Source organism: Streptomyces sp. CG 926 (genome assembly GCF_003148825.1).
In the GTDB taxonomy this organism is placed as follows: Bacteria; Actinomycetota; Actinomycetes; order Streptomycetales; family Streptomycetaceae; genus Streptomyces.
The window spans coordinates 13799-33023 of record NZ_QGGZ01000012.1 but is presented as its reverse complement, the minus strand read 5'-3'; the positions used below and the strand labels follow the sequence as shown (position 1 = coordinate 33023).

12 protein-coding genes and 1 pseudogene are annotated in these 19225 nt (G+C 71.8%); 6 read left to right on the top strand and 7 right to left on the bottom strand.

Going from position 1 to position 19225, the window contains the following annotated elements:
* The first annotated feature begins 18 nt into the window (after positions 1–18).
* Complete coding sequence (locus BCL76_RS29055; RefSeq protein ID WP_109782354.1) at positions 19–3882, top strand: ABC transporter ATP-binding protein; 3864 nt, start codon at positions 19–21, stop codon at positions 3880–3882.
* 40 nt (positions 3883–3922) lie between these two features.
* Here BCL76_RS29055 and BCL76_RS29050 read toward each other — a convergent pair whose 3' ends face one another.
* Positions 3923–4477: an EF-hand domain-containing protein gene (locus tag BCL76_RS29050; protein ID WP_109782353.1), complete on the bottom strand. Its 555-nt coding sequence runs from the start codon at positions 4475–4477 to the stop codon at positions 3923–3925.
* A gap of 242 nt (positions 4478–4719) precedes the next feature.
* On the opposite strand from BCL76_RS29050, the gene BCL76_RS29045 reads away from it, so the two are divergent.
* Both BCL76_RS29045 and BCL76_RS29040 read left to right on the top strand, forming a co-directional pair.
* The gene (locus BCL76_RS29045; protein ID WP_109782352.1) at positions 4720–5121 is read left to right on the top strand and encodes a hypothetical protein; all 402 of its coding nucleotides are present in this window, start codon (positions 4720–4722) and stop codon (positions 5119–5121) included.
* A gap of 84 nt (positions 5122–5205) precedes the next feature.
* Entirely contained in the window at positions 5206–6639 is a 1434-nt protein-coding gene (locus BCL76_RS29040; protein WP_109782351.1) for a S28 family serine protease, read from the top strand.
* Positions 6640–6742: 103 nt separating this feature from the next.
* Here the strand turns inward: BCL76_RS29040 and BCL76_RS29035 are convergent, their stop codons facing one another.
* Positions 6743–8500: a glycoside hydrolase family 3 protein gene (locus BCL76_RS29035; RefSeq protein ID WP_109782510.1), complete on the bottom strand. Its 1758-nt coding sequence runs from the start codon at positions 8498–8500 to the stop codon at positions 6743–6745.
* Between the two features lie 148 nt (positions 8501–8648).
* A complete protein-coding gene (locus BCL76_RS29030; RefSeq protein WP_030757051.1) occupies positions 8649–9557 on the bottom strand; it encodes a LysR family transcriptional regulator in 909 nt (302 codons plus the stop codon).
* Positions 9558–9657: 100 nt separating this feature from the next.
* On the opposite strand from BCL76_RS29030, the gene BCL76_RS29025 reads away from it, so the two are divergent.
* Positions 9658–10638 carry an EamA family transporter gene (locus BCL76_RS29025; RefSeq protein ID WP_109782350.1) on the top strand — a complete coding sequence of 327 codons (981 nt, stop codon included), beginning with the start codon at positions 9658–9660 and terminating at the stop codon, positions 10636–10638.
* Here the strand turns inward: BCL76_RS29025 and BCL76_RS29020 are convergent.
* Positions 10544–11056: pseudogene (locus BCL76_RS29020) on the bottom strand (GNAT family N-acetyltransferase); the annotation flags it as partial. The gene BCL76_RS29025 and the pseudogene BCL76_RS29020 sit on opposite strands and share 95 nt — an antisense overlap.
* Before the next feature lie 57 nt (positions 11057–11113).
* A complete protein-coding gene (locus BCL76_RS29015; RefSeq protein ID WP_109782348.1) occupies positions 11114–11644 on the bottom strand; it encodes a DUF937 domain-containing protein in 531 nt (176 codons plus the stop codon).
* A 313-nt stretch (positions 11645–11957) separates the two neighbouring features.
* Here BCL76_RS29015 and recD2 point away from each other — a divergent pair, with 313 nt between their 5' ends.
* Positions 11958–14216, top strand: coding sequence for an SF1B family DNA helicase RecD2 (gene recD2 / locus BCL76_RS29010; RefSeq protein WP_109782347.1), 2259 nt, complete (start codon positions 11958–11960; stop codon positions 14214–14216).
* 182 nt (positions 14217–14398) lie between these two features.
* Complete coding sequence (locus BCL76_RS29005; protein WP_030716028.1) at positions 14399–15688, top strand: citrate synthase; 1290 nt, start codon at positions 14399–14401, stop codon at positions 15686–15688.
* A 391-nt stretch (positions 15689–16079) separates the two neighbouring features.
* Here BCL76_RS29005 and BCL76_RS29000 read toward each other — a convergent pair whose 3' ends face one another.
* Together BCL76_RS29000 and BCL76_RS28995 are read right to left on the bottom strand one after the other, a co-directional pair.
* Positions 16080–18347, bottom strand: coding sequence for a heavy metal translocating P-type ATPase (locus BCL76_RS29000; RefSeq protein WP_109782346.1), 2268 nt, complete (start codon positions 18345–18347; stop codon positions 16080–16082).
* A gap of 112 nt (positions 18348–18459) precedes the next feature.
* A complete protein-coding gene (locus tag BCL76_RS28995; protein ID WP_030716022.1) occupies positions 18460–18693 on the bottom strand; it encodes a heavy-metal-associated domain-containing protein in 234 nt (77 codons plus the stop codon).
* Positions 18694–19225: the final 532 nt, after the last annotated feature.

The window sequence follows — 19225 nt, the reverse complement described above, 5'->3', positions numbered from 1 at the left end:
CGAACGGGGAGGCCTCACGTGGCGGCGGCAGAGACAGCGGCTGGGGAGAAACAGGGCTGGGGCAAGCGGCTGGCCGCCTACACCTGGCGGTACAGGACCAATGTGCTGCTCGCGCTCGGCTCCTCGCTGGCCGGTATGGCCGTCATGGCGGTCGTGCCGCTGGTCACCAAGGTGATCATCGATGACGTCATCGGGGACCGGACCAAGCCCATGGCCCCCTGGGCCGGGCTGCTCATAGCCGCGGCCCTGGTCGTGTACGTCATGACCTACATACGCAGGTACTACGGCGGGCGACTCGCCCTCGACGTGCAGCACGACCTGCGCACCGACATGTACGCCACCATCGCCCGCCTCGACGGGCGGCGGCAGGACGAGCTGAACACCGGCCAGGTCGTCGGCCGTGCCACCAGCGACCTCCAGCTGATCCAGGGCCTGCTCTTCATGCTGCCCATGACCATCGGGAACTTCCTGCTCTTCGGGATGTCCCTGGGGATCATGCTCTGGCTCTCGCCGCTGCTGACCCTCGTCGCCCTGCTCATGGCCCCCGCCCTGTGGTTCATAGCCAAGCGCAGTCGCAAGAAGCTCTTCCCCGCCACCTGGTGGGCCCAGGGCCAGGCCGCCGCCGTCGCGACCGTCGTCGACGGGGCCGTGACCGGCGTCCGCGTCGTCAAGGGCTTCGGCCAGGAGGCGCAGGAGACCGGCAAGCTGCGTGAAGCCGGCCGCCGACTGTTCGCCGGCCGGATGCGGACCATCCGGCTCAACTCGCGCTACACCCCCGCCCTCCAGGCCGTCCCCGCGCTCGCCCAGGTCGCCATGCTGGCCCTCGGCGGCTGGATGGCCACCAACGGCCAGGTCACCCTCGGTACCTTCGTCGCCTTCTCCACCTACCTCGCCCAGCTCGTCGGACCCGTCCGCATGCTCGCGATGGTCCTCACCGTCGGACAGCAGGCCCGGGCCGGCGTGGAGCGCCTCTTCGAGCTCATCGACACCGAGCCCGAGATCCACGAGGGCACCCACGAGCTGCCCGCCGACGCGCCCGCCACCGTCGAGTTCGACGACGTCCGCTTCGGCTACGACCCCGACCGGCCGGTCCTCGACGGGTTCTCGCTGTCCGTGGCCCAGGGCGAGACCGTCGCCGTCGTCGGCTCCTCGGGCAGCGGCAAGTCCACCGTCGCGCTCCTGCTGCCCCGGTTCTACGACGCCGACGGCGGCGCCGTCCGCGTCGGCGGCCACGACGTCCGCGAGCTGACCTACGACTCCCTGCGCGGCGCGATCGGCCTGGTTCCCGAGGACTCCTTCCTCTTCTCCGACACCATCCGCGCCAACATCGCCTACGGGCACCCCGAAGCCACCGAGGAGCAGATCGAGGCCGCCGCCCGCGCCGCCCAGGCCGAGGGGTTCATCCAGGCCCTGCCCGCCGGGTACGACACCAAGGTCGGCGAGCAGGGGCTCACGCTGTCCGGCGGTCAGCGCCAGCGCATCGCCCTCGCCCGCGCCATCCTCACCGACCCCCGGCTGCTGCTCCTCGACGACGCCACCTCCGCCGTCGACGCCCGCGTCGAGCACGAGATCCACGAGGCCCTGCGCTCCGTCATGGCGGGCCGGACCACCCTGCTGATCGCCCACCGCCGCTCCACGCTCGCGCTGGCCGACCGGATCGCCGTACTCGACCGCGGGCGGCTCGCCGACATCGGGACGCACGAGCAGCTGGAGAGCCGGTCCGCGCTCTACCGCAGGCTGCTCACCGACCCGGACGCACTCGGCGCCGCCTCGCCGCGGACCCCGGACGCCCGGGTGATGACCGAGTTCGAGCGCGAGCTCGACCGGGACCTCGAACGCGGCATCGAGCTGGAAGCCGAGATCGACTCGGAGCCGGTCAACGCCAAGCGGCGGGTCGCCGGCGGGGTCACCCCCGAGCTGTGGCGCCGCCAGGAGGACGCCGAGGGCGCCGCCGGCACCGCCGTCCCCGGAGCGGCCCCCGCCGCGGGTGGCGCGCCCGGAGCCGGGCACTCCATGGCCGGGTCCGTCGCCGGGATGCCCGCCACCCCCGAACTGCTCGCACAGGTGGCCGCGCTGCCGCCCGCCGACGACCTGCCCGAGGTGGACGAGACCCGCGCCGAGGCCGCCGAGGAGAGCTACGGCCTACGTCGCCTGCTCCATGGGTTCTGGGCGCCGCTCGCCATCAGCCTCGGCCTCGTCGCCGCGGACGCGGGGGCCGGACTGCTGCTGCCGATCCTGATCCGGCACGGCATCGACCAAGGCGTGGAGCAGGCCGTGCTCGGCGCCGTCTGGGTGGCCGCCGGGCTCGCCCTCGCCGTCGTCGTCGCGCAGTGGGCCGCGCAGTTCGCCGAGACCCGGATGACGGGCCGTACCGGCGAGCGCGTGCTGTACGCCCTGCGCGTCAAGATCTTCGCCCAGCTCCAGCGTCTCGGCCTCGACTACTACGAGCGCGAGCTGACCGGCAAGATCATGACCCGGATGACCACCGACGTGGACTCGCTGAGCTCCTTCCTGCAGACCGGGCTCGTCACCGCCGTGGTCTCCGTGTTCACCTTCTTCGGCATCCTGATCGCGCTGCTCGTCCTGGACGTCGAGCTCGCACTGATCGTCTTCGCGACCCTGCCCGTCCTGGTGGTCGGCACGATCGTGTTCCGCCGCAGGTCCGTCGCCGCCTACGAGCTCGCCCGCGACCGGGTCAGCCTGGTCAACGCCGACCTTCAGGAGTCCGTCTCGGGCCTGCGCATCGTCCAGGCCTTCCGCCGCGAGGGCTCGGGCGCCAAGCGCTTCGCCGAGCGCAGCCACTCGTACCGCGAGGCCCGGGTCCGCGGCCAGTGGCTGATATCCGTCTACTTCCCCTTCGTGCAGCTGCTGTCCTCGGGGGCCGCGGCCGCCGTGCTGATCGTGGGCGCGGGCCGGGTGGAGGCCGGCACGCTCACCACCGGCGCGCTGGTCGCGTACCTGCTCTACATCGACCTGTTCTTCGCGCCCGTCCAGCAGCTCTCCCAGGTCTTCGACGGCTACCAGCAGGCCACGGTCGCCCTCGGCCGCATCCAGGGGCTGCTGCGCGAGCCCACCACCACCCCGCTGCCCGAGCGGCCGCGCGCGCTGGAATCGCTCGGCGGGGAGATCGCCTTCGAGAACGTCCGCTTCCAGTACGGGACGGCCGAGGAGCGGGGCGAGAAGGGCGAGGCCCTGGCCGGGATCGACCTGCGGATACCCGCGGGGCAGACCGTCGCCTTCGTGGGCGAGACCGGAGCGGGGAAGTCCACGCTGGTCAAGATGGTGGCCCGGTTCTACGATCCGACCTCGGGCCGGGTCACCGCCGACGGCGCGGACATACGGGAGCTGGACCTGACGGCGTACCGCCACCGGCTGGGCGTCGTCCCCCAGGAGGCCTACCTCTTCCCGGGAACCGTCCGTGACGCCATCGCCTACGGGCGCCCGGGGGCGAGCGATGCCGAGGTGGAGGCCGCCGCCCACGCGGTCGGTGCCCACGACATGATCGCCACCCTCGACGGCGGCTACCTGCACACCGTCGCCGAGCGCGGCCGCAACCTCTCCGCGGGCCAGCGGCAGCTGATCGCTCTGGCCCGGGCCGAGCTCGTCGACCCGGACGTGCTGCTGCTCGACGAGGCCACCGCCGCCCTCGACCTGGCCACCGAGGCCCAGGTCAACCAGGCGACCGACCGCCTCGCCGGCAAGCGCACCACCTTGGTGGTCGCGCACCGCCTGACCACCGCGGCGCGCGCCGACCGGGTCGTGGTCATGGACCGCGGCCGGGTGATCGAGGACGGCACCCATACCGAACTCCTGGCGCGCGGCGGCCGGTACGCCGATCTGTGGCGCACCTTCGTCGGCGAGGACGAGCGCGCCGCGGCCTGAACCGCCCGAGCCGCCGGACCTGGCTGAAGTCGCCCCGGGGTCAGAACTCGCCGAACAGCAGGTTCCCCGGGGCGTCCGCGTCGGTGCCGGTGTAGTACTCGCGTACCGCGTCGAGCAGTTCGTCGACGGTGAGGCAGCCGTCCCCGTTCGCGTCGATGCGGTGGAACAGCGCCTCCGTGTCGGCCGGGCTCAGCCGCGTGTCGAAGGCCTCCTGCGCCCGGTGGAACTCCTGCGGGCTGATGAATCCGTCGCCGTCGGTGTCGACGATCGTCAGGATCGCCCGCATCATCGGCCGGAACGAGCGGTCGTAGGCGGGCCCGCCCTGCGCGTACAGGCGGGTCATGCCCTGCTTGTACTCCTCCGGCGTGACCTTGCCGTCCCGGTCGATGTCCAGCTCGGTGAACAGGTCCTGCCAGAAGTCGGCCAGACCGCCCATCACCAGCTCCGCCTTGGGCGAGCCGGCCGGCTCCGCGAGGGCCGTCAGCAGCCGGGAGCCGAGCGCGATGATGTCGTCGGCGTCGATCACGCCGCTCCGGTCGGCGTCCAGGTGCGTGAAGGCGCGCGCCAGCTTGCGGTCGAGCAGGTCGTTGGTCATCTCAGGGGCCTTTCACGGCCGCAGCACGGCTGCGGTGACGGCGAGCGGGGTATGGGTCACCTAGCGTAATCGCCCTCCCGGGTGCGAACTTCCGCTCGCCCGCCGGGAGGTGACGGATGCACCCGTACGAGGGAGGGCGGCCGCCGTCGGTGCGCCGGGCCCTTGCGCGCGGCAACCATCCGAGGGGTTCCGACGTCGTACGTGCGTGCGCGCACTGTACGTATGACCGATCGGGGGACAGGGTGTTGCAGGGACGGAGGAGGCGTGGCCGCCGGGTCGCGTCCCTGGGGGTTTTCACGGCGGCGCTGTGGCTGTGCGCGGGCGGGCTGTTCACGCCGCCGGTGGCCCAGGCCTCGACCGAGGGGTGCGGGGGCCGGCTGGCCCGGACGGTGACGTTCGGGACGGGTGAGGTGCGGGTCTACAAGAGCCGCAACCAGGCCTGCGCGATGACCGTGGCGCGGGTCTCCGGTGAGCGGCGCCGGATGACGGTGAGCATCCAGCCGCGTGGTGGAGCCCCGGTGCGCGAGGCCGGCCGATTCACCCGATATGCCGGGCCTGTCACCGTGGGCGCGATCAACCGCTGCGTGTATGTAAAGGGGAGCGTGGGGGCCGGATCCGGGGGTTCCGGCTGGATCCTGTGCTGACGGACAGGCCCAACTAGGTCTGTTCAGCCGTGCGTTGCCCCAGCTAGGTTCACGGCGACCGAAGTGAACTCAAGGGGAGGGTGAATGCGCAAGACGCTCGGATGGCTGCTGTCGCTCGTGGTGCTCATCGGCACCATGGGCGCGGCCGGTACCACGGCGCAAGCGGCCACAGCCGCGCAGCCCGCGGCCGCCACGGACATCAAGGACCAGATCCTCGGCATTCCCGGGATGAGCCTGATCGAGGAGAAGCCGTACCCCGGCTACCGCTTCTTCGTATTGAACTACGAGCAGCCGGTGGACCATCGGCAGCCGTGGAAGGGCACCTTCAAGCAGCGCCTGACCCTGTTGCACAAGGACGTCTCGCGGCCGTCGGTGTTCTTCACCTCCGGCTACAACGTCAGCACCAGCCCGCGCCGGAGTGAGCCGACGACCATCGTCGACGGCAACCAGGTGTCTCTGGAGTATCGATTCTTCACTCCGTCCCGGCCCGACCCGGCCAACTGGTCGAACCTGGACATCTGGCAGGCCGCGAGTGACCAGCACCGCCTCTTCACCGCGCTGAAGAAGATCTACAAGAAGAACTGGCTGGCCACGGGCGCCAGCAAGGGCGGCATGACGGCGACGTACTACGAGCGGTTCTACCCGCGCGACATGGACGGTGTCGTCGCGTACGTCGCGCCGAACGACGTCGTCAACAACGAGGACTCGGCCTACGACCGGTTCTTCGCCAAGGTCGGCACCAAGGAGTGCCGCGACAAGCTGAACGCGGTCCAGCGCGAGGCGCTCGTGCGCCGTGAGCCGCTGGAGGCCAAGTACGCGGTCGCCGCCGCCGAGAACGGCTGGACCTTCACCACCGTCGGCGACCTCGACAAGGCCTACGAGGCCGTCGTGCTCGACTACGTGTGGGCCTTCTGGCAGTACAGCCTGCTCGCCGACTGCGCCTCGATCCCGGCCGCCGCCACCGCGAGCGACCAGGCGATCTGGGACTCGATCGACGCGATCTCCGGCTTCTCGGCCTACGCCGACCAGGGACTGGAGACGTACACGCCGTACTACTACCAGGCGGGTACGCAGCTCGGTTCCCCGGACATCAAGCTGCCGCACCTGAAGGGCCTGAGCCGCTACGGCTACCAGCCGCCGCGCAACTTCGTGCCCCGCGACATCCCCATGACCTTCCAGCCGGGGGTGATGGCGGACGTGGACAAGTGGGTGCACGACAACGCCCACCAGATGCTCTTCGTGTACGGGCAGAACGACCCGTGGGGCGCCGAGCCGTTCCGCCTCGGCTACGGGGTGCGCGACAGCTACGTGATGATCGCGCCGGGCGCCAACCACGGGGCGAACGTCGCCAAGCTGATGGACGGCGAGAAGGCCCTCGCCACCGCGAAGATCCTGCAGTGGGCCGGGGTGGCCCCGGCCGCCGCGCTCGCCGACGCGGGCAAGGCGGCGCCGCTGGCGGCGCCGGACGCCCAGCTCGACCAGCGTGACCTGGAGCGCGAGCCGCAGCTGCGGCCGTAACCGGGACACGGCAGCGGTCCCGACACGCGCCGTGGGCCGCGCGCGCCGCGGACCGTGGGTCGCTGACCTTGCGCCGCTGGGCCGCGGGCAGGCGCCTGAGCGATCAGCGCGTCAGCCCGTGGCCCAGCGGGTAGCGGCCCGGGACCGGGACGGGGAGCCGGCCGACGGGCCGCAGCGCCCCGGTGAGCACCCGGGCCGCCGCCCGCATCTCCACGTCCGTCCAGGAGTACGTCGCCAGCTCCGCCGCGCAGACCGGCAGCCGGGCCGGGTCGTACGGGTTGCGGACGGCCAGGCTGACGACCGGGACGCCGGTCGCGATCAGCTCCGCCACCAACGTCCGCTGCGGACTCTCGCCCTCCGGGACGTTGTACGTGCACACCAGCACGGCCGCGTGACCGGCCGCGGCGGCCACGGCGCGGGCCGGCGGCACCGCCGTGGCCCGGCAGCCCAGGGCGGTCAGCTCCCGGGCCAGTACGACCGTAGGGGGCCCGGTGGTACCCGTGGGGGAGACCGGATCCGTCCCCGTGACCAGCAGACGTGGCCCTGCCTTCGCGTCGAACGGCACCAGAGCGCGCGGGTCGGCCAGCAGGGTCGTCGTGGCGGCCGCGATCGCGTCGGCGGCCTCGAGGTGCTCCCGCGCGCCCACGACGGCGTCCACCTCCCGGCCCGTGGTGTACGCCTCGTCGAACAGGCCACGGCGGGCCTTCAGTTCCAGGATCCGCAGCACCGACTCCTCGACGCGCGCCTCCGTCAGCTCGCCCGACTCGACGGCCGCCCGCACGCTGCGCTGCGCGAGCGCCAGGTCCGGCGCGTTCAGCAGCTGGTCGCAGCCGGCCAGCAGGGCCAGGACCGGCACGCGGTCGTTCCCGTACTTCTGGCGGACCCCGGCCATGTCCAGGGCGTCGGTGACCACCACCCCCTCGAAGCCGAGGCGTTCGCGCAGCAGACCGGTGACGATCGGCCGGGAGAGGGTCGCCGGGTCCCCCGAAGGATCGAGCGCGGGGAAGACGATGTGCGCCGTCATGATGGCGTCCACGCCCGCCTCCACCGCGGCCCGGAAGGGCGGCTCGTCCAACTCCTCCCAGGCGGCCCGCGTGTGCCGCATCACCGGCAGTCCGACATGGCTGTCGGTCTCGGTGTCCCCGTGGCCCGGGAAGTGCTTGGCGGTGGCGGCGACCCCGGCCCCCTGGTAGCCCCGGACCTGGGCGGCGACCAGCGCCGCCACGGCGTGCGGGTCGGAGCCGAAGGACCGTACGCCGATCACCGGATTGGCCGGATTGACGTTCACGTCGGCGACCGGGGCGTAGTCCTGCCGGATGCCCATGGCGGCCAGCTCGGAGCCCGCGATGTGTGCGGCCCGCCGGGCGTGGGCGGTGGAGCCGGCCGCGCCGAGCGCCATCGCCCCCGGCAGCAGGGTCGCGGGCTTGCCGATCCGGGCGACGGCGCCGTGCTCCTGGTCGGTGGAGAGCAGCAGGGGGATCCGGGGGCCCGCGGTGAGGGCGGCCTGCTGGAGGCCGACCGAGAGCGCGGCGATCTGCCGCGGATCGCGAGTGTTGTGGGCCCAGGCGAAGTAGATGACCCCGCCGAGGTGGTAGCGGGAGACCAGCTCGGCGGCGGTGCGCACGCCGAAGGCGGCCATGTTCTGCTCGGCGTCCGCCGGATCGGGATCCGTCGCCGAATGCCCGTAGGCCCGTGAGACGAAGAGCTGCCCGATCTTCTCGTCGAGGCTCATCCGGTCCACGAGGGCGCGCAGCCGGGCCCGTCCGGGGCGGCTGCCCGGGGGTCGGGAGTCGTCGGGGGTGTGGTGGGGGCGGGGACCCACCGCGGCGGAAGCCGCCCCGGTGGCCGTGACGGCGACCATGGCGGCCGCGGCGAGCAGATTCCGGCGCGAGGCGTGGTACGGCACGCGCCGGACCCTACTGCCGGGGTACGCCCGGGGGGTGACGGACACTCGGAAGGTCCCCCGGAAGGGGCCCCGAGGTCGACGAGGCCTAGGCGAAAGAGACGGCCTAGGCCTCCTGACGGTTCGCCCAGTGCTCCTGAAGGCTGCGTACGGCCTCGGTGATCGCGGGGCGCCGAGCCGCCCCCGTCCGCCACAGGGCGTACAACCGGCGTACGGGGCCCGGCTCCAGCGGTACCGTCACGGCCCCCGGCGGCAGCGCGCCGGTACCCAGCCGGGGTACGACGGCCACCCCGAGCCCGGCCGCGACCAGCGCGACGATGGTGTGGTTCTCCTCCGCGACGTGCGCGATGTCGGGCTCGAACCCGGCGGTGCGCAGGGTCCGTACCAGCCAGTCGTGGCAGACCCGGCCGGGCGGCTGGCAGACCCAACGCTCGCCGCCGAGGTCGGAGCGCCGGATGACCCGGCGCGTGGTGAAGGGATGCCCGGCCGGCACCACCAGGTCGCAGAGGTCGTCCCCGATCACCGCCTGCTCGATCCCCTCGGGCGCGGGCAGCGGGGCGATGTCCCAGTCGTGGGCCACCGCCAGATCGGTGACCCCCCGGGCCACCAGTTCCACGGACAGGTGCGGGTCCACCTCCGTGAGCCGGACGTCCAGCGCCGGATGCCGGCGGGCCAGATCGGCCAACACCTGCGGCAGCAACCCGCGCGCCGCCGAGGCGAACGCGGCCACCGTCAGCAGCCCGCCGGGCTGTCCGCGCCGCTCCTCCAAGGTGGTCTCGGTGCGCTCCACGATCGCCAGCAACTCCTGTGCGGCATCTGCCAGATGGCGGGCCTCCTCGGTGAGCGCGACCCCGCGCCCGCGCCGCTCCAGCAGGGTGGTGCGGGTCTCCCGTTCCAGCTTGGAGATCTGCTGGGAGACCGCCGAGGGCGTGTAGCCGAGGGCGGCCGCCGCGCCGGCCACCGAGCCGTGGACGGAGACGGCGTGCAGGGCGCGGAGCCGGGCGAGATCGAGCATGCCTCCATCGTGGCACCCTGGCTATCCGTAAGCAACGCTTCATCCATCACTGAAGACATCCGTGCTGGTGCTACATGGTCCGGCGGTCGATGCTCGAAGCATGCGTCCCGTACACACCGCCCTCGCCGTGCTCGTCGCGGCGGTCTGGGGCTTCAACTTCGTGGTGATCCAGATCGGCCTCGACCACTTCCCGCCCCTGCTGCTGTCCGCCCTGCGCTTCCTCGTCGCCGCGCTGCCCGCCGTCTTCTTCGTCGGCCGGCCCAAGGCCGCCTGGAAGTGGATCGTCGGCGTCGGGATCGCCCTCGGCGTGGCCAAGTTCGGCCTGCTCTTCACCGGCATGGCCGCGGGCATGCCCGCCGGGCTGTCCTCGCTCGTGCTGCAGATCCAGTCCGTCTTCACCGCCGTCCTCGCCGCGATCCTGCTGCGCGAGCGGCCGGGTCGGGTCCGGGTGCTCGGGATGGCCGTCGCGCTCGCCGGGATCGCGGTCGCCGCGGTGGACGGCGGGACCTCCGGGCCGGTGCTCGGCTTCACGCTGGTCGTGGCGGCCGCCGCCTGTTGGGGCGTGTCCAACGTCCTGACCCGCAAGGCCGCCCCGCCCGACGCCCTGAACTTCATGGTGTGGGTGTGCACGGTCCCGGTCCTGCCGCTGTTCGCGCTCTCGCTGCTGCTGGAGGGGCCCGAGCGGGACCTGGCCGCGCTGCGCGCCCTGGACTGGTCCGGGGTGGCCGTCATCGGCTACGTCGCCTGGGTGTCCACCGTCTTCGGTTTCGCCGCCTGGAGCTACCTGCTGCGCCGCTACCCGGCCTCGTCGGTGGCCCCGTTCTCGCTGCTGGTCCCGGTCTTCGGGATGTCCTCCGCGGCCCTGGTCCTCGGGGAGTCCGTCTCGGGGCTGCGCTGGCTGGCGGCCGTACTGCTGGTGGGCGGGGTGGCGCTGACCTCGCTGACCCCCGCGCGCGCATCGAACCGTACGGGGGTCGGTTCGGGCGTCAGCGCGGGGAGCCCTCCTGCAGCGGCAGCCGCCAGTCCTGTCCCGTCAGGCTCACGCCGTACGAGCGGTGCGGCCGCTCCGCGATCAGGGTGAACCCGGCCTTCAGGTAGAGCTCGCGGGCGTCGGTCAGCACGTCGTTGGTCCACAGCACCAGCTCGCGATAGCCGACCGAGCGGGCGAAGGCCACGACGGTGCCGACCAGCAGGGTGCCGACGCCGCGGCCGCGGCCCTGCGGGTCGACCAGGAGCAGCCGCAGCCGGGCGGTACCGGGCGCGCCCTCCTCCCGTACGCACATCACCGAGCCGACGGGCCGGCCGTCCAGCTCCGCGATCCACACCCGTTCGAGGTAGGGGTCGTGGTCCTGGGCGAAGTCCGCGACGATCCGGGCGACCAGCCCCTCGAAGTCGCTGTTCCAGCCGTACTCGGCCGCGTACAGCGCGCCGTGGCGCTGCACGATCCACCCCAGGTCTCCCGGTTCCGGGTCCCGGAGCCGCACGGTCTCAGCCATGGGGCAACTCTAGGTGGAGGGTGCGGCGGTGGGGCCCCCGGAGTGGCTATTTCCTGCCGGCTACTTCTTGCCACCGCCGAGGATCTCGCCGGGGTCGGGGCTCGTGGCGCCGGCCGCTCCGCCGCCCGCCCCGTCGGCCGTTCCGGCCGCTCCGGTGCCCGCCGTCCTGCCGGCGGCGCGCTTGGCGAGGACCGCCAGGACGACCGGGATCAGCGTCTCGATGACCCGGCTGATGGTGGCCGCGGGGATACCGGTCCGCTTCGAGACGACGGCGGCCACGGGCTTGCCCACCTTGGCCAGCACACCGGCCATCACGCCGCCGCTGAGCAGGCCGCCGAGGCCGCCGAAGGTGGCCACGCCCTGCAGCGGCGGTTCGGCCTCGGACACCTCGGCGAAGGCCTGGCGTACCTCCGCGCCGTCGGCGTCCTGCGCGTCGAACTTCTGGGTGAGGTCGTCGGCCATGACACCGAGCGTCTGCGTGACGGTCTCCCGGGCGCCGGAGGTGTCCGTGCCGAGCAGTCCCGCGATCTCGGTCATCCTGTCGTCGCCGAGCTCGCCCAGCACGTCGTCCTGGAATGAAGAGTGGCTCATGCCTGAAACGCTACTTCTGTGCCGATTCACCGGCACCTTGAGTAGGCAATGGGTAACGGAAACGTAAAGCTGTGGCTCCGGATGCAACCCTGCGGGCGTATCGCGGGTCGTATGTTGCGTCGGTGCTTCCGGGGAGGGATCTGGGGGGATCGGGAAGTCCGACACGGGAGGGGTAACCGTGAGGGGGTCCGGCCGCGAGGCGGGACCCCCTTTGCGTTGCCCCCGTTTCGCGTGGCCCCTGTTTCGCGTGGCCCGCTCTCCGCGTTGTCCACAGGCTCGGCGGGCTGTCGGCGCCACCCGGTAGTTTCGGGTCATGGCAGCAGTGGAGGGGGCGCCGCGTGCGGTGCAACTGGCGGTGGTCGACGGCGTGCTCGAACGCATCACCTACGCCAACGAGGAGAGCGGGTACACGGTCGCCCGCGTGGACACCGGCCGCGGCGGCGGCGACCTGCTCACGGTGGTCGGCTCCCTGCTCGGCGCCCAGCCCGGCGAGTCCCTGCGCATGGAGGGCCGCTGGGGCTCGCACCCGCAGTACGGCAAGCAGTTCACCGTGGAGAACTACCGGACCGTGCTGCCGGCGACCATCCAGGGCATCCGTCGCTACCTCGGCTCCGGCCTGATCAAGGGCATCGGCCCGAAGATCGCCGATCGGATCGTGGAGCACTTCGGCACCGACACGCTCGACGTCATCGAGGCGGAGCCGAAGCGGCTGATCGAGGTACCCGGGCTCGGCCCCAAGCGGACGAAGCTGATCGGCGCCGCCTGGGAGGAGCAGAAGGCCATCAAGGAGGTCATGGTCTTCCTCCAGGGAGTCGGCGTCTCCACCTCCATCGCCGTGCGCATCTACAAGAAGTACGCCGACGCCTCCATCTCCGTGGTGAAGAACCAGCCGTACCGGTTGGCCGCCGACGTGTGGGGCATCGGCTTCCTCACCGCCGACCGCATCGCCCAGGCCGTCGGCATCCCGCACGACAGCCCCGAGCGGGTCAAGGCCGGCCTCCAGTACGCCCTGTCCCAGTCCACCGACCAGGGGCACTGCTTCCTCCCCGAGGAACGGCTCATCTCCGACGGGGTCAAGCTGCTCCAGGTGGACACCGGGCTGGTGATCGACTGCCTGGCCGAGCTCGCCGCCGACCCGGAGGGGGTCGTCCGGGAGGCCGTACCGGATCCGCAGGGCGGCCCGGACCCGCTGACCGCCGTGTACCTGGTGCCCTTCCACCGGGCCGAACTGTCCCTGGTGGGGCAGGTGCGCAGGCTGCTGCACGCCGAGGACGACCGGATGCCGGGCTTCCAGGACGTGGACTGGGAGAAGGCCCTGGGCTGGCTCGCCGGGCGGACGGGGGCCACGCTCGCCCCCGAGCAGCGGGACGCGGTCAAGCTGGCGCTGACCCGTCGGGTCGCCGTCCTGACGGGCGGTCCGGGCTGCGGCAAGTCCTTCACCGTGCGCTCCATCGTGGAGTTGGCCCGGGCGAAGAAGGCCAAGGTGGTGCTGGCCGCGCCCACCGGCCGGGCGGCGAAGCGGCTGGCCGAGCTCACCGGGACCGAGGCCTCCACGGTGCACCGGCTGCTGGAGCTCAAGCCGGGCGGGGACGCGGCGTACGACCGGGAGCGGCCGCTGGACGCGGACCTGGTCGTGGTGGACGAGGCCTCGATGCTGGACCTGCTGCTGGCCAACAAGCTGGTCAAGGCGGTGGCGCCGGGGGCGCACCTGCTGCTGGTCGGCGATGTGGACCAGCTGCCGTCGGTCGGCGCCGGGGAGGTGCTGCGGGACCTGCTGGCCGAGAACGGGCCGGTGCCCGCGGTGCGCCTGACCCGGATCTTCCGGCAGGCCCAGCAGTCGGGCGTGGTCACCAACGCCCACCGGATCAACACCGGGGTGCCGCCGATCACCGACGGACTGCCGGACTTCTTCCTCTTCCCGGAGGAGGACACCGAGGCGGCCGGGGTGCTGGCCGTGGACGTGGCGGCCCGAAGGATTCCGGCCAGATTCGGGCTCGACCCGCGGCGGGACGTCCAGGTGCTCGCCCCGATGCACCGCGGCCCGGCCGGCGCCGGGAACCTCAACGGGCTGCTCCAGCAGGCGATGACTCCGGCCCGGCCCGACCTGCCGGAGAAGAGGTTCGGCGGCCGGGTCTTCCGGGTGGGCGACAAGGTGACCCAGATCCGCAACAACTACGAGAAGGGCGCCAACGGTGTCTTCAACGGCACGGTCGGCGTGGTCACCGGCCTGGAGGTGGACGAACAGCGCCTGACGGTGCGGACGGAGGAGGATGAGGAGATCGTGTACGAATTCGGTGAGCTCGACGAGCTGGCCCACGCCTACGCCGTCACCATTCACCGTTCACAGGGGAGTGAATATCCGGCGGTGGTGATCCCCGTCACCACCGGCGCCTGGATGATGCTCCAGCGCAACTTGCTCTACACGGCGGTGACCAGGGCGAAGAAACTGGTCGTCCTCGTCGGGTCCCGCAAGGCCCTCGGGCAGGCGGTGCGTACCGTTTCCGCAGGCAGGAGGTACACGGCGGTCGCTGCCAGGCTGTCCGGCCGGATACCGGTGGGAAACATCACCTAGATGATCGATCATTTGGGGTTCCGGCGCCGGTGCGGAGGGGGCAGGATGAGTAGCTTGACGGCACTGAGTGCCGTCGAAAGCACCAAAGGCCGACCCCGAGTGCACTCTCCTGCGCCAAATGGGGGAAGGTAGAGGCAGTCAGGGCACCTCGAAGAAGAGGCACTACGTCGGTGAGGGATGACGTGAGCGACAACTCTGTAGTACTCCGGTACGCGGACGGTGAATACACCTACCCGGTGGTCGAAAGCACCGTCGGTGACCAGGGCTTCGACATCTCGAAGCTGCGGGCCCAGACCGGGCTCGTCACCTTGGACAGTGGGTACGGCAACACCGCGGCCTACAAGTCCGCGATCACCTACCTCGACGGTGAGCAGGGCATCCTGCGCTACCGCGGCTACCCGATCGAGCAGCTCGCCGAGCGCTCGACCTTCATCGAGGTCGCGTACCTGCTGATCAACGGCGAGCTGCCGACCGTCGACCAGCTCGCGTCGTTCCGCAACGACATCACCCAGCACACGCTGCTGCACGAGGACGTGAAGCGCTTCTACGACGGCTTCCCGCGTGACGCGCACCCGATGGCGATGCTGTCCTCCGTGGTCAGCGCGCTGTCGACGTTCTACCAGGACAGCCACAACCCGTTCGACGAGACGCAGCGCAACCTCTCGACGATCCGGCTGCTCGCCAAGCTCCCGACGATCGCGGCCTACGCGTACAAGAAGTCGGTCGGCCACCCGGTGGTCTACCCGCGCAACGACCTCGGCTACGTCGAGAACTTCCTGCGCATGACCTTCTCCGTGCCGGCCCAGGAGTACGACCTGGACCCGGTCGTGGTCTCCGCGCTCGACAAGCTGCTGATCCTGCACGCGGACCACGAGCAGAACTGCTCCACCTCCACCGTGCGTCTGGTCGGCTCCTCGCAGGCGAACATGTTCGCCTCGATCTCCGCCGGCATCTCGGCCCTGTGGGGTCCGCTGCACGGTGGCGCCAACCAGTCCGTCCTCGAGATGCTGGAAGGCATCAAGAACGACGGCGGCGACGTCGACGCCTTCATCCGCAAGGTGAAGAACAAGGAGGACGGCGTCCGCCTCATGGGCTTCGGACACCGTGTCTACAAGAGCTTCGACCCCCGGGCGAAGATCATCAAGGCGGCGGCCCACGACGTCCTCTCGGCGCTCGGCAAGAGCGACGAGCTGCTCGACATCGCGCTCAAGCTGGAAGAGCACGCGCTGGCCGACGACTACTTCGTCGAGCGCAACCTCTACCCGAACGTGGACTTCTACACCGGTCTGATCTACCGGGCGATGGGCTTCCCCACCGAGATGTTCACCGTGCTCTTCGCGCTCGGCCGCCTTCCCGGCTGGATCGCCCAGTGGCACGAGATGATCAAGGAGCCGGGTTCCCGCATCGGTCGCCCGCGCCAGATCTACACCGGCGAGGTCCTGCGCGACTTCGTTCCCGTGGAAGCCCGCTGACCCGAGGCTTTTCTCCGCGCGGCGTGCGGCCGCGCGGAGCGCACCACAGGTGCCTCTGAGCATGCGAGAAGCGCCCCGCCGTCGATCCCCCCACGGGTCGACGGTCGGGGCGCTTCCCTTTTCCCCGAAACGGATTCCCCCCACGGGACCCGAGTCGGGGCGTCTTTGTGCCGGGACCCGTTCGTCCGGGAGGGCCGCTCAAAGCCTCCCGCGGGTACGTGTCCCGGCCGGCTGATACCCACGGAAAACCCCCAGGTCCCCGTGAAACGTCCCCCAAGACGTTCTTGGTATCGCCCCATTAGACCTGCGACGACCCCGGATGGTTACGTTGCGGTCACTGTGATCTGCGTCTCCTGTGAAGGAAGTGTGCTGACGGTGGGGAGGGGGGTCACTAGCGGAAGGACCGCAACCGGAGGCTGTTGGTCACCACGAAGACCGAGGAGAGGGCCATCGCGGCCCCCGCGATCATCGGGTTGAGCAGACCGGCGGCCGCCAGCGGCAGGGCGGCCACGTTGTAGCCGAAGGCCCAGAACAGGTTGCCCTTGATCGTGGCCAGGGTCCGGCGCGAGAGCCGGATCGCGTCCGCCGCGACCCGCAGGTCGCCCCGTACGAGGGTCAGGTCGCCCGCCTCGATGGCGGCGTCCGTGCCGGTGCCCATGGCCAGCCCGAGGTCCGCCTGGGCCAGCGCGGCCGCGTCGTTGACCCCGTCGCCGACCATGGCGACCGTACGGCCCTCGGCCTGCAGCCGGCGTACGACGTCCACCTTGTCCTGCGGGAGGACCTCGGCGATCACCTCGTCGATGCCCACCTCGCGGGCCACCGTCGCGGCGACGGCCTGGTTGTCGCCCGTCAGCAGGACCGGGGTGAGGCCGAGCGCCCGCAGCCGCGAGACCGCTTCGGCACTGGTCTCCTTGACCGCGTCGGCCACGGTCAGGACCCCACGCGCCGCGCCGTCCCAGGCCACCAGGACGGCGGTGCTGCCGGCGGCCTCGGCGGCCGCCTTGGCCTCGGCGAGGGCGGCCGGCAGTTCGATCGACCAATCGGCCAGCAGCCGCTCGCGGCCCACCAGGACGGCGTGCCCGTCGACCACGCCCTGGACGCCGAGCCCGGCGACGTTCTCGAAGGACTCCGGAACCGGCAGCGAGCCGGCCCGCTCCGCCGCCCCCGTGGCGACGGCCCGGGCGATGGGGTGCTCCGAGGCGTGCTCCAGGGATCCGGCGAGGCGCAGGAGTTCGCGCTCGTCGACGCCCGCGGCGGTGAAGACGCCGGCGAGGGTCATCCGGCCGGTGGTGACGGTGCCCGTCTTGTCCAGGACGACGGTGTCCACGCGGCGGGTGGATTCCAGGACCTCGGGGCCCTTGATCAGGATGCCGAGCTGCGCGCCCCGCCCGGTGCCGACCATCAGCGCGGTCGGGGTGGCCAGGCCCAGGGCGCACGGGCAGGCGATGATCAGGACGGCCACGGCGGCGGTGAAGGCGGCGGTGGGGTCGTCGGTGATCAGCAGCCAGGTGATCCAGGTGCCGAGGGCGAGCACCAGGACGACGGGTACGAAGATCCCGGAGATCTGGTCGGCGAGGCGCTGCACCTCGGCCTTGCCGTTCTGCGCGTCCTCCACCATCTTCGCCATGCGGGCGAGCTGGGTGTCGGCGCCGATCCGGGTGGCCTCGACGACCAGGCGTCCGGAGGTGTTGACGGTGGCTCCGGTGACGACGTCGCCGACGACGACGTCGACCGGGACGGATTCGCCGGTCAGCATGGAGGCGTCCACGGCGGAGGCGCCCTCGACGACGGTGCCGTCGGTGGCGATCTTCTCGCCGGGGCGGACGACGAACCGGTCGCCGACCGCGAGCGCGCTCACCGGGATCCGCACCTCCTGGCCCGCGCGCAGGACGACGACGTCCTTGGCGCCCAGCTCCAGCAGGGCCTTGAGGGCGGCACCCGCCTTCCGCTTGGAGCGGGCCTCCAGGTAGCGGCCCAGCAGGATGAAGGAGACGACGCCGGCCGCCACCTCCAGGTAGATGGCGGAGGAGCCGTCGGTACGGGAGACGCTGAGGTCGAAGCCGTGCCGCATACCGGGCATGCCCGCGTGCCCGAAGAACAGGGCCCACAGGGACCAGGTGAAGGCGGCCAGCGTGCCGACCGAGACCAGGGTGTCCATGGTGGCGGCGCCGTGCCGGGCGTTGGTCCAGGCGGCCTTGTGGAAGGGGTATCCGCCCCAGACGACGACGGGAGCCGCGAGGGTCAGGGAGAGCCACTGCCAGTTGTCGAACTGGAGGGCCGGGATCATCGCGAGCAGGATCACGGGCAGGGCGAGCGCGACGGAGACCAGCAGGCGCTGTCGCAGTGCGGCGAGTACCGGGTCGGGGGTTTCGGCCGCCGCCTCACCGCCTACCTCCTCGGCGGCTTCCGGGGCGGGCGGCGGCGGAGGCTCCTCGGCGGTGTAGCCGGTCTTGACGACGGTCGCGATCAGGTCGGCGACCTGCACGTCACCGGTGTAGGAGACGCGGGCCTTCTCGGTGGCGTAGTTCACCGAGGCCTCGACGCCGTCCATCCGGTTGAGCTTCTTCTCGATGCGGGCGGCGCAGGAGGCGCAGGTCATCCCGCCGATCGAGAGTTCGACCGCCGTTATCGGTCCGTCGTGCACAGTGCTGCTGCTCATGTTCCGGCTCCAGGGGGATGGCCGGGCCGTACGGGACCAGTATGAGCTGGCCGGCACGGCCCGGCGGGGTCCGCGGGGCTGCCGCGGGTGCCGTGCGGGTGGTGCGGGCCGCTCAGACCTGTCCGACGAACTCGTAGCCGGCCTCGTCCACGGCGGCGCGGACGTCCTCGTCCGCGAGCGGGGCGGCGGAGACCACGGTGACCTCACCGGTCGCGGCGACGGCCTTGACCGTGCTGACACCCGGCAGGGCGGAGATCTCGGTGGTCACCGCGCCCTCGCAGTGTCCGCAGGTCATGCCGGTCACCCGGTAGACGGTGGTGGTCTGGGTGTCCGTCTCGGCGGTCATGTCGTTCTCCTCTTCAGGGGCGTGTGCCGGTCACCGGGAGGGGCGGCCGATGGCTCCACCGTCCTCCCGACTCTTCGAGACTATACCCCTGGGGGGTATGAAAGCGAGTATCGGCTCCCGGTCTTTCGATCCTCGCGGGAAAACCGGCCGGTATGGGTGGACTGTAGGCAAATGGCTGATATGGATCACTCGGGAAGCCCTCCCGGGCGACCGGGTGAGGGGGGCGTCCCCAGGCGCTCGATGGGGCCCGGCGGATCGTGCTCGTCCTGGACTCGGACGCGGGACGCGCGCCTGGACGCCTGATTGTCCGAACGCATGGACGCCCGGACGCCCGGTCCCTGCTCGCCGAGGGCGGCGGCTTCGGGCGGGGCGTGTACGGGGGCGCTGCGCTCACCGGTACGGCGCCGGGCGCCATCCAGCGCACCCTGAGGGGCGGCGTGGCGCGGCCGTTCGGGCCGGCTCGGCGGCGCTGCCGGCCCGCGCGCGGGGCCGGAGGGCGTCGAGGCGGTGCGGGCCGGTCGGGTCGGGCGGG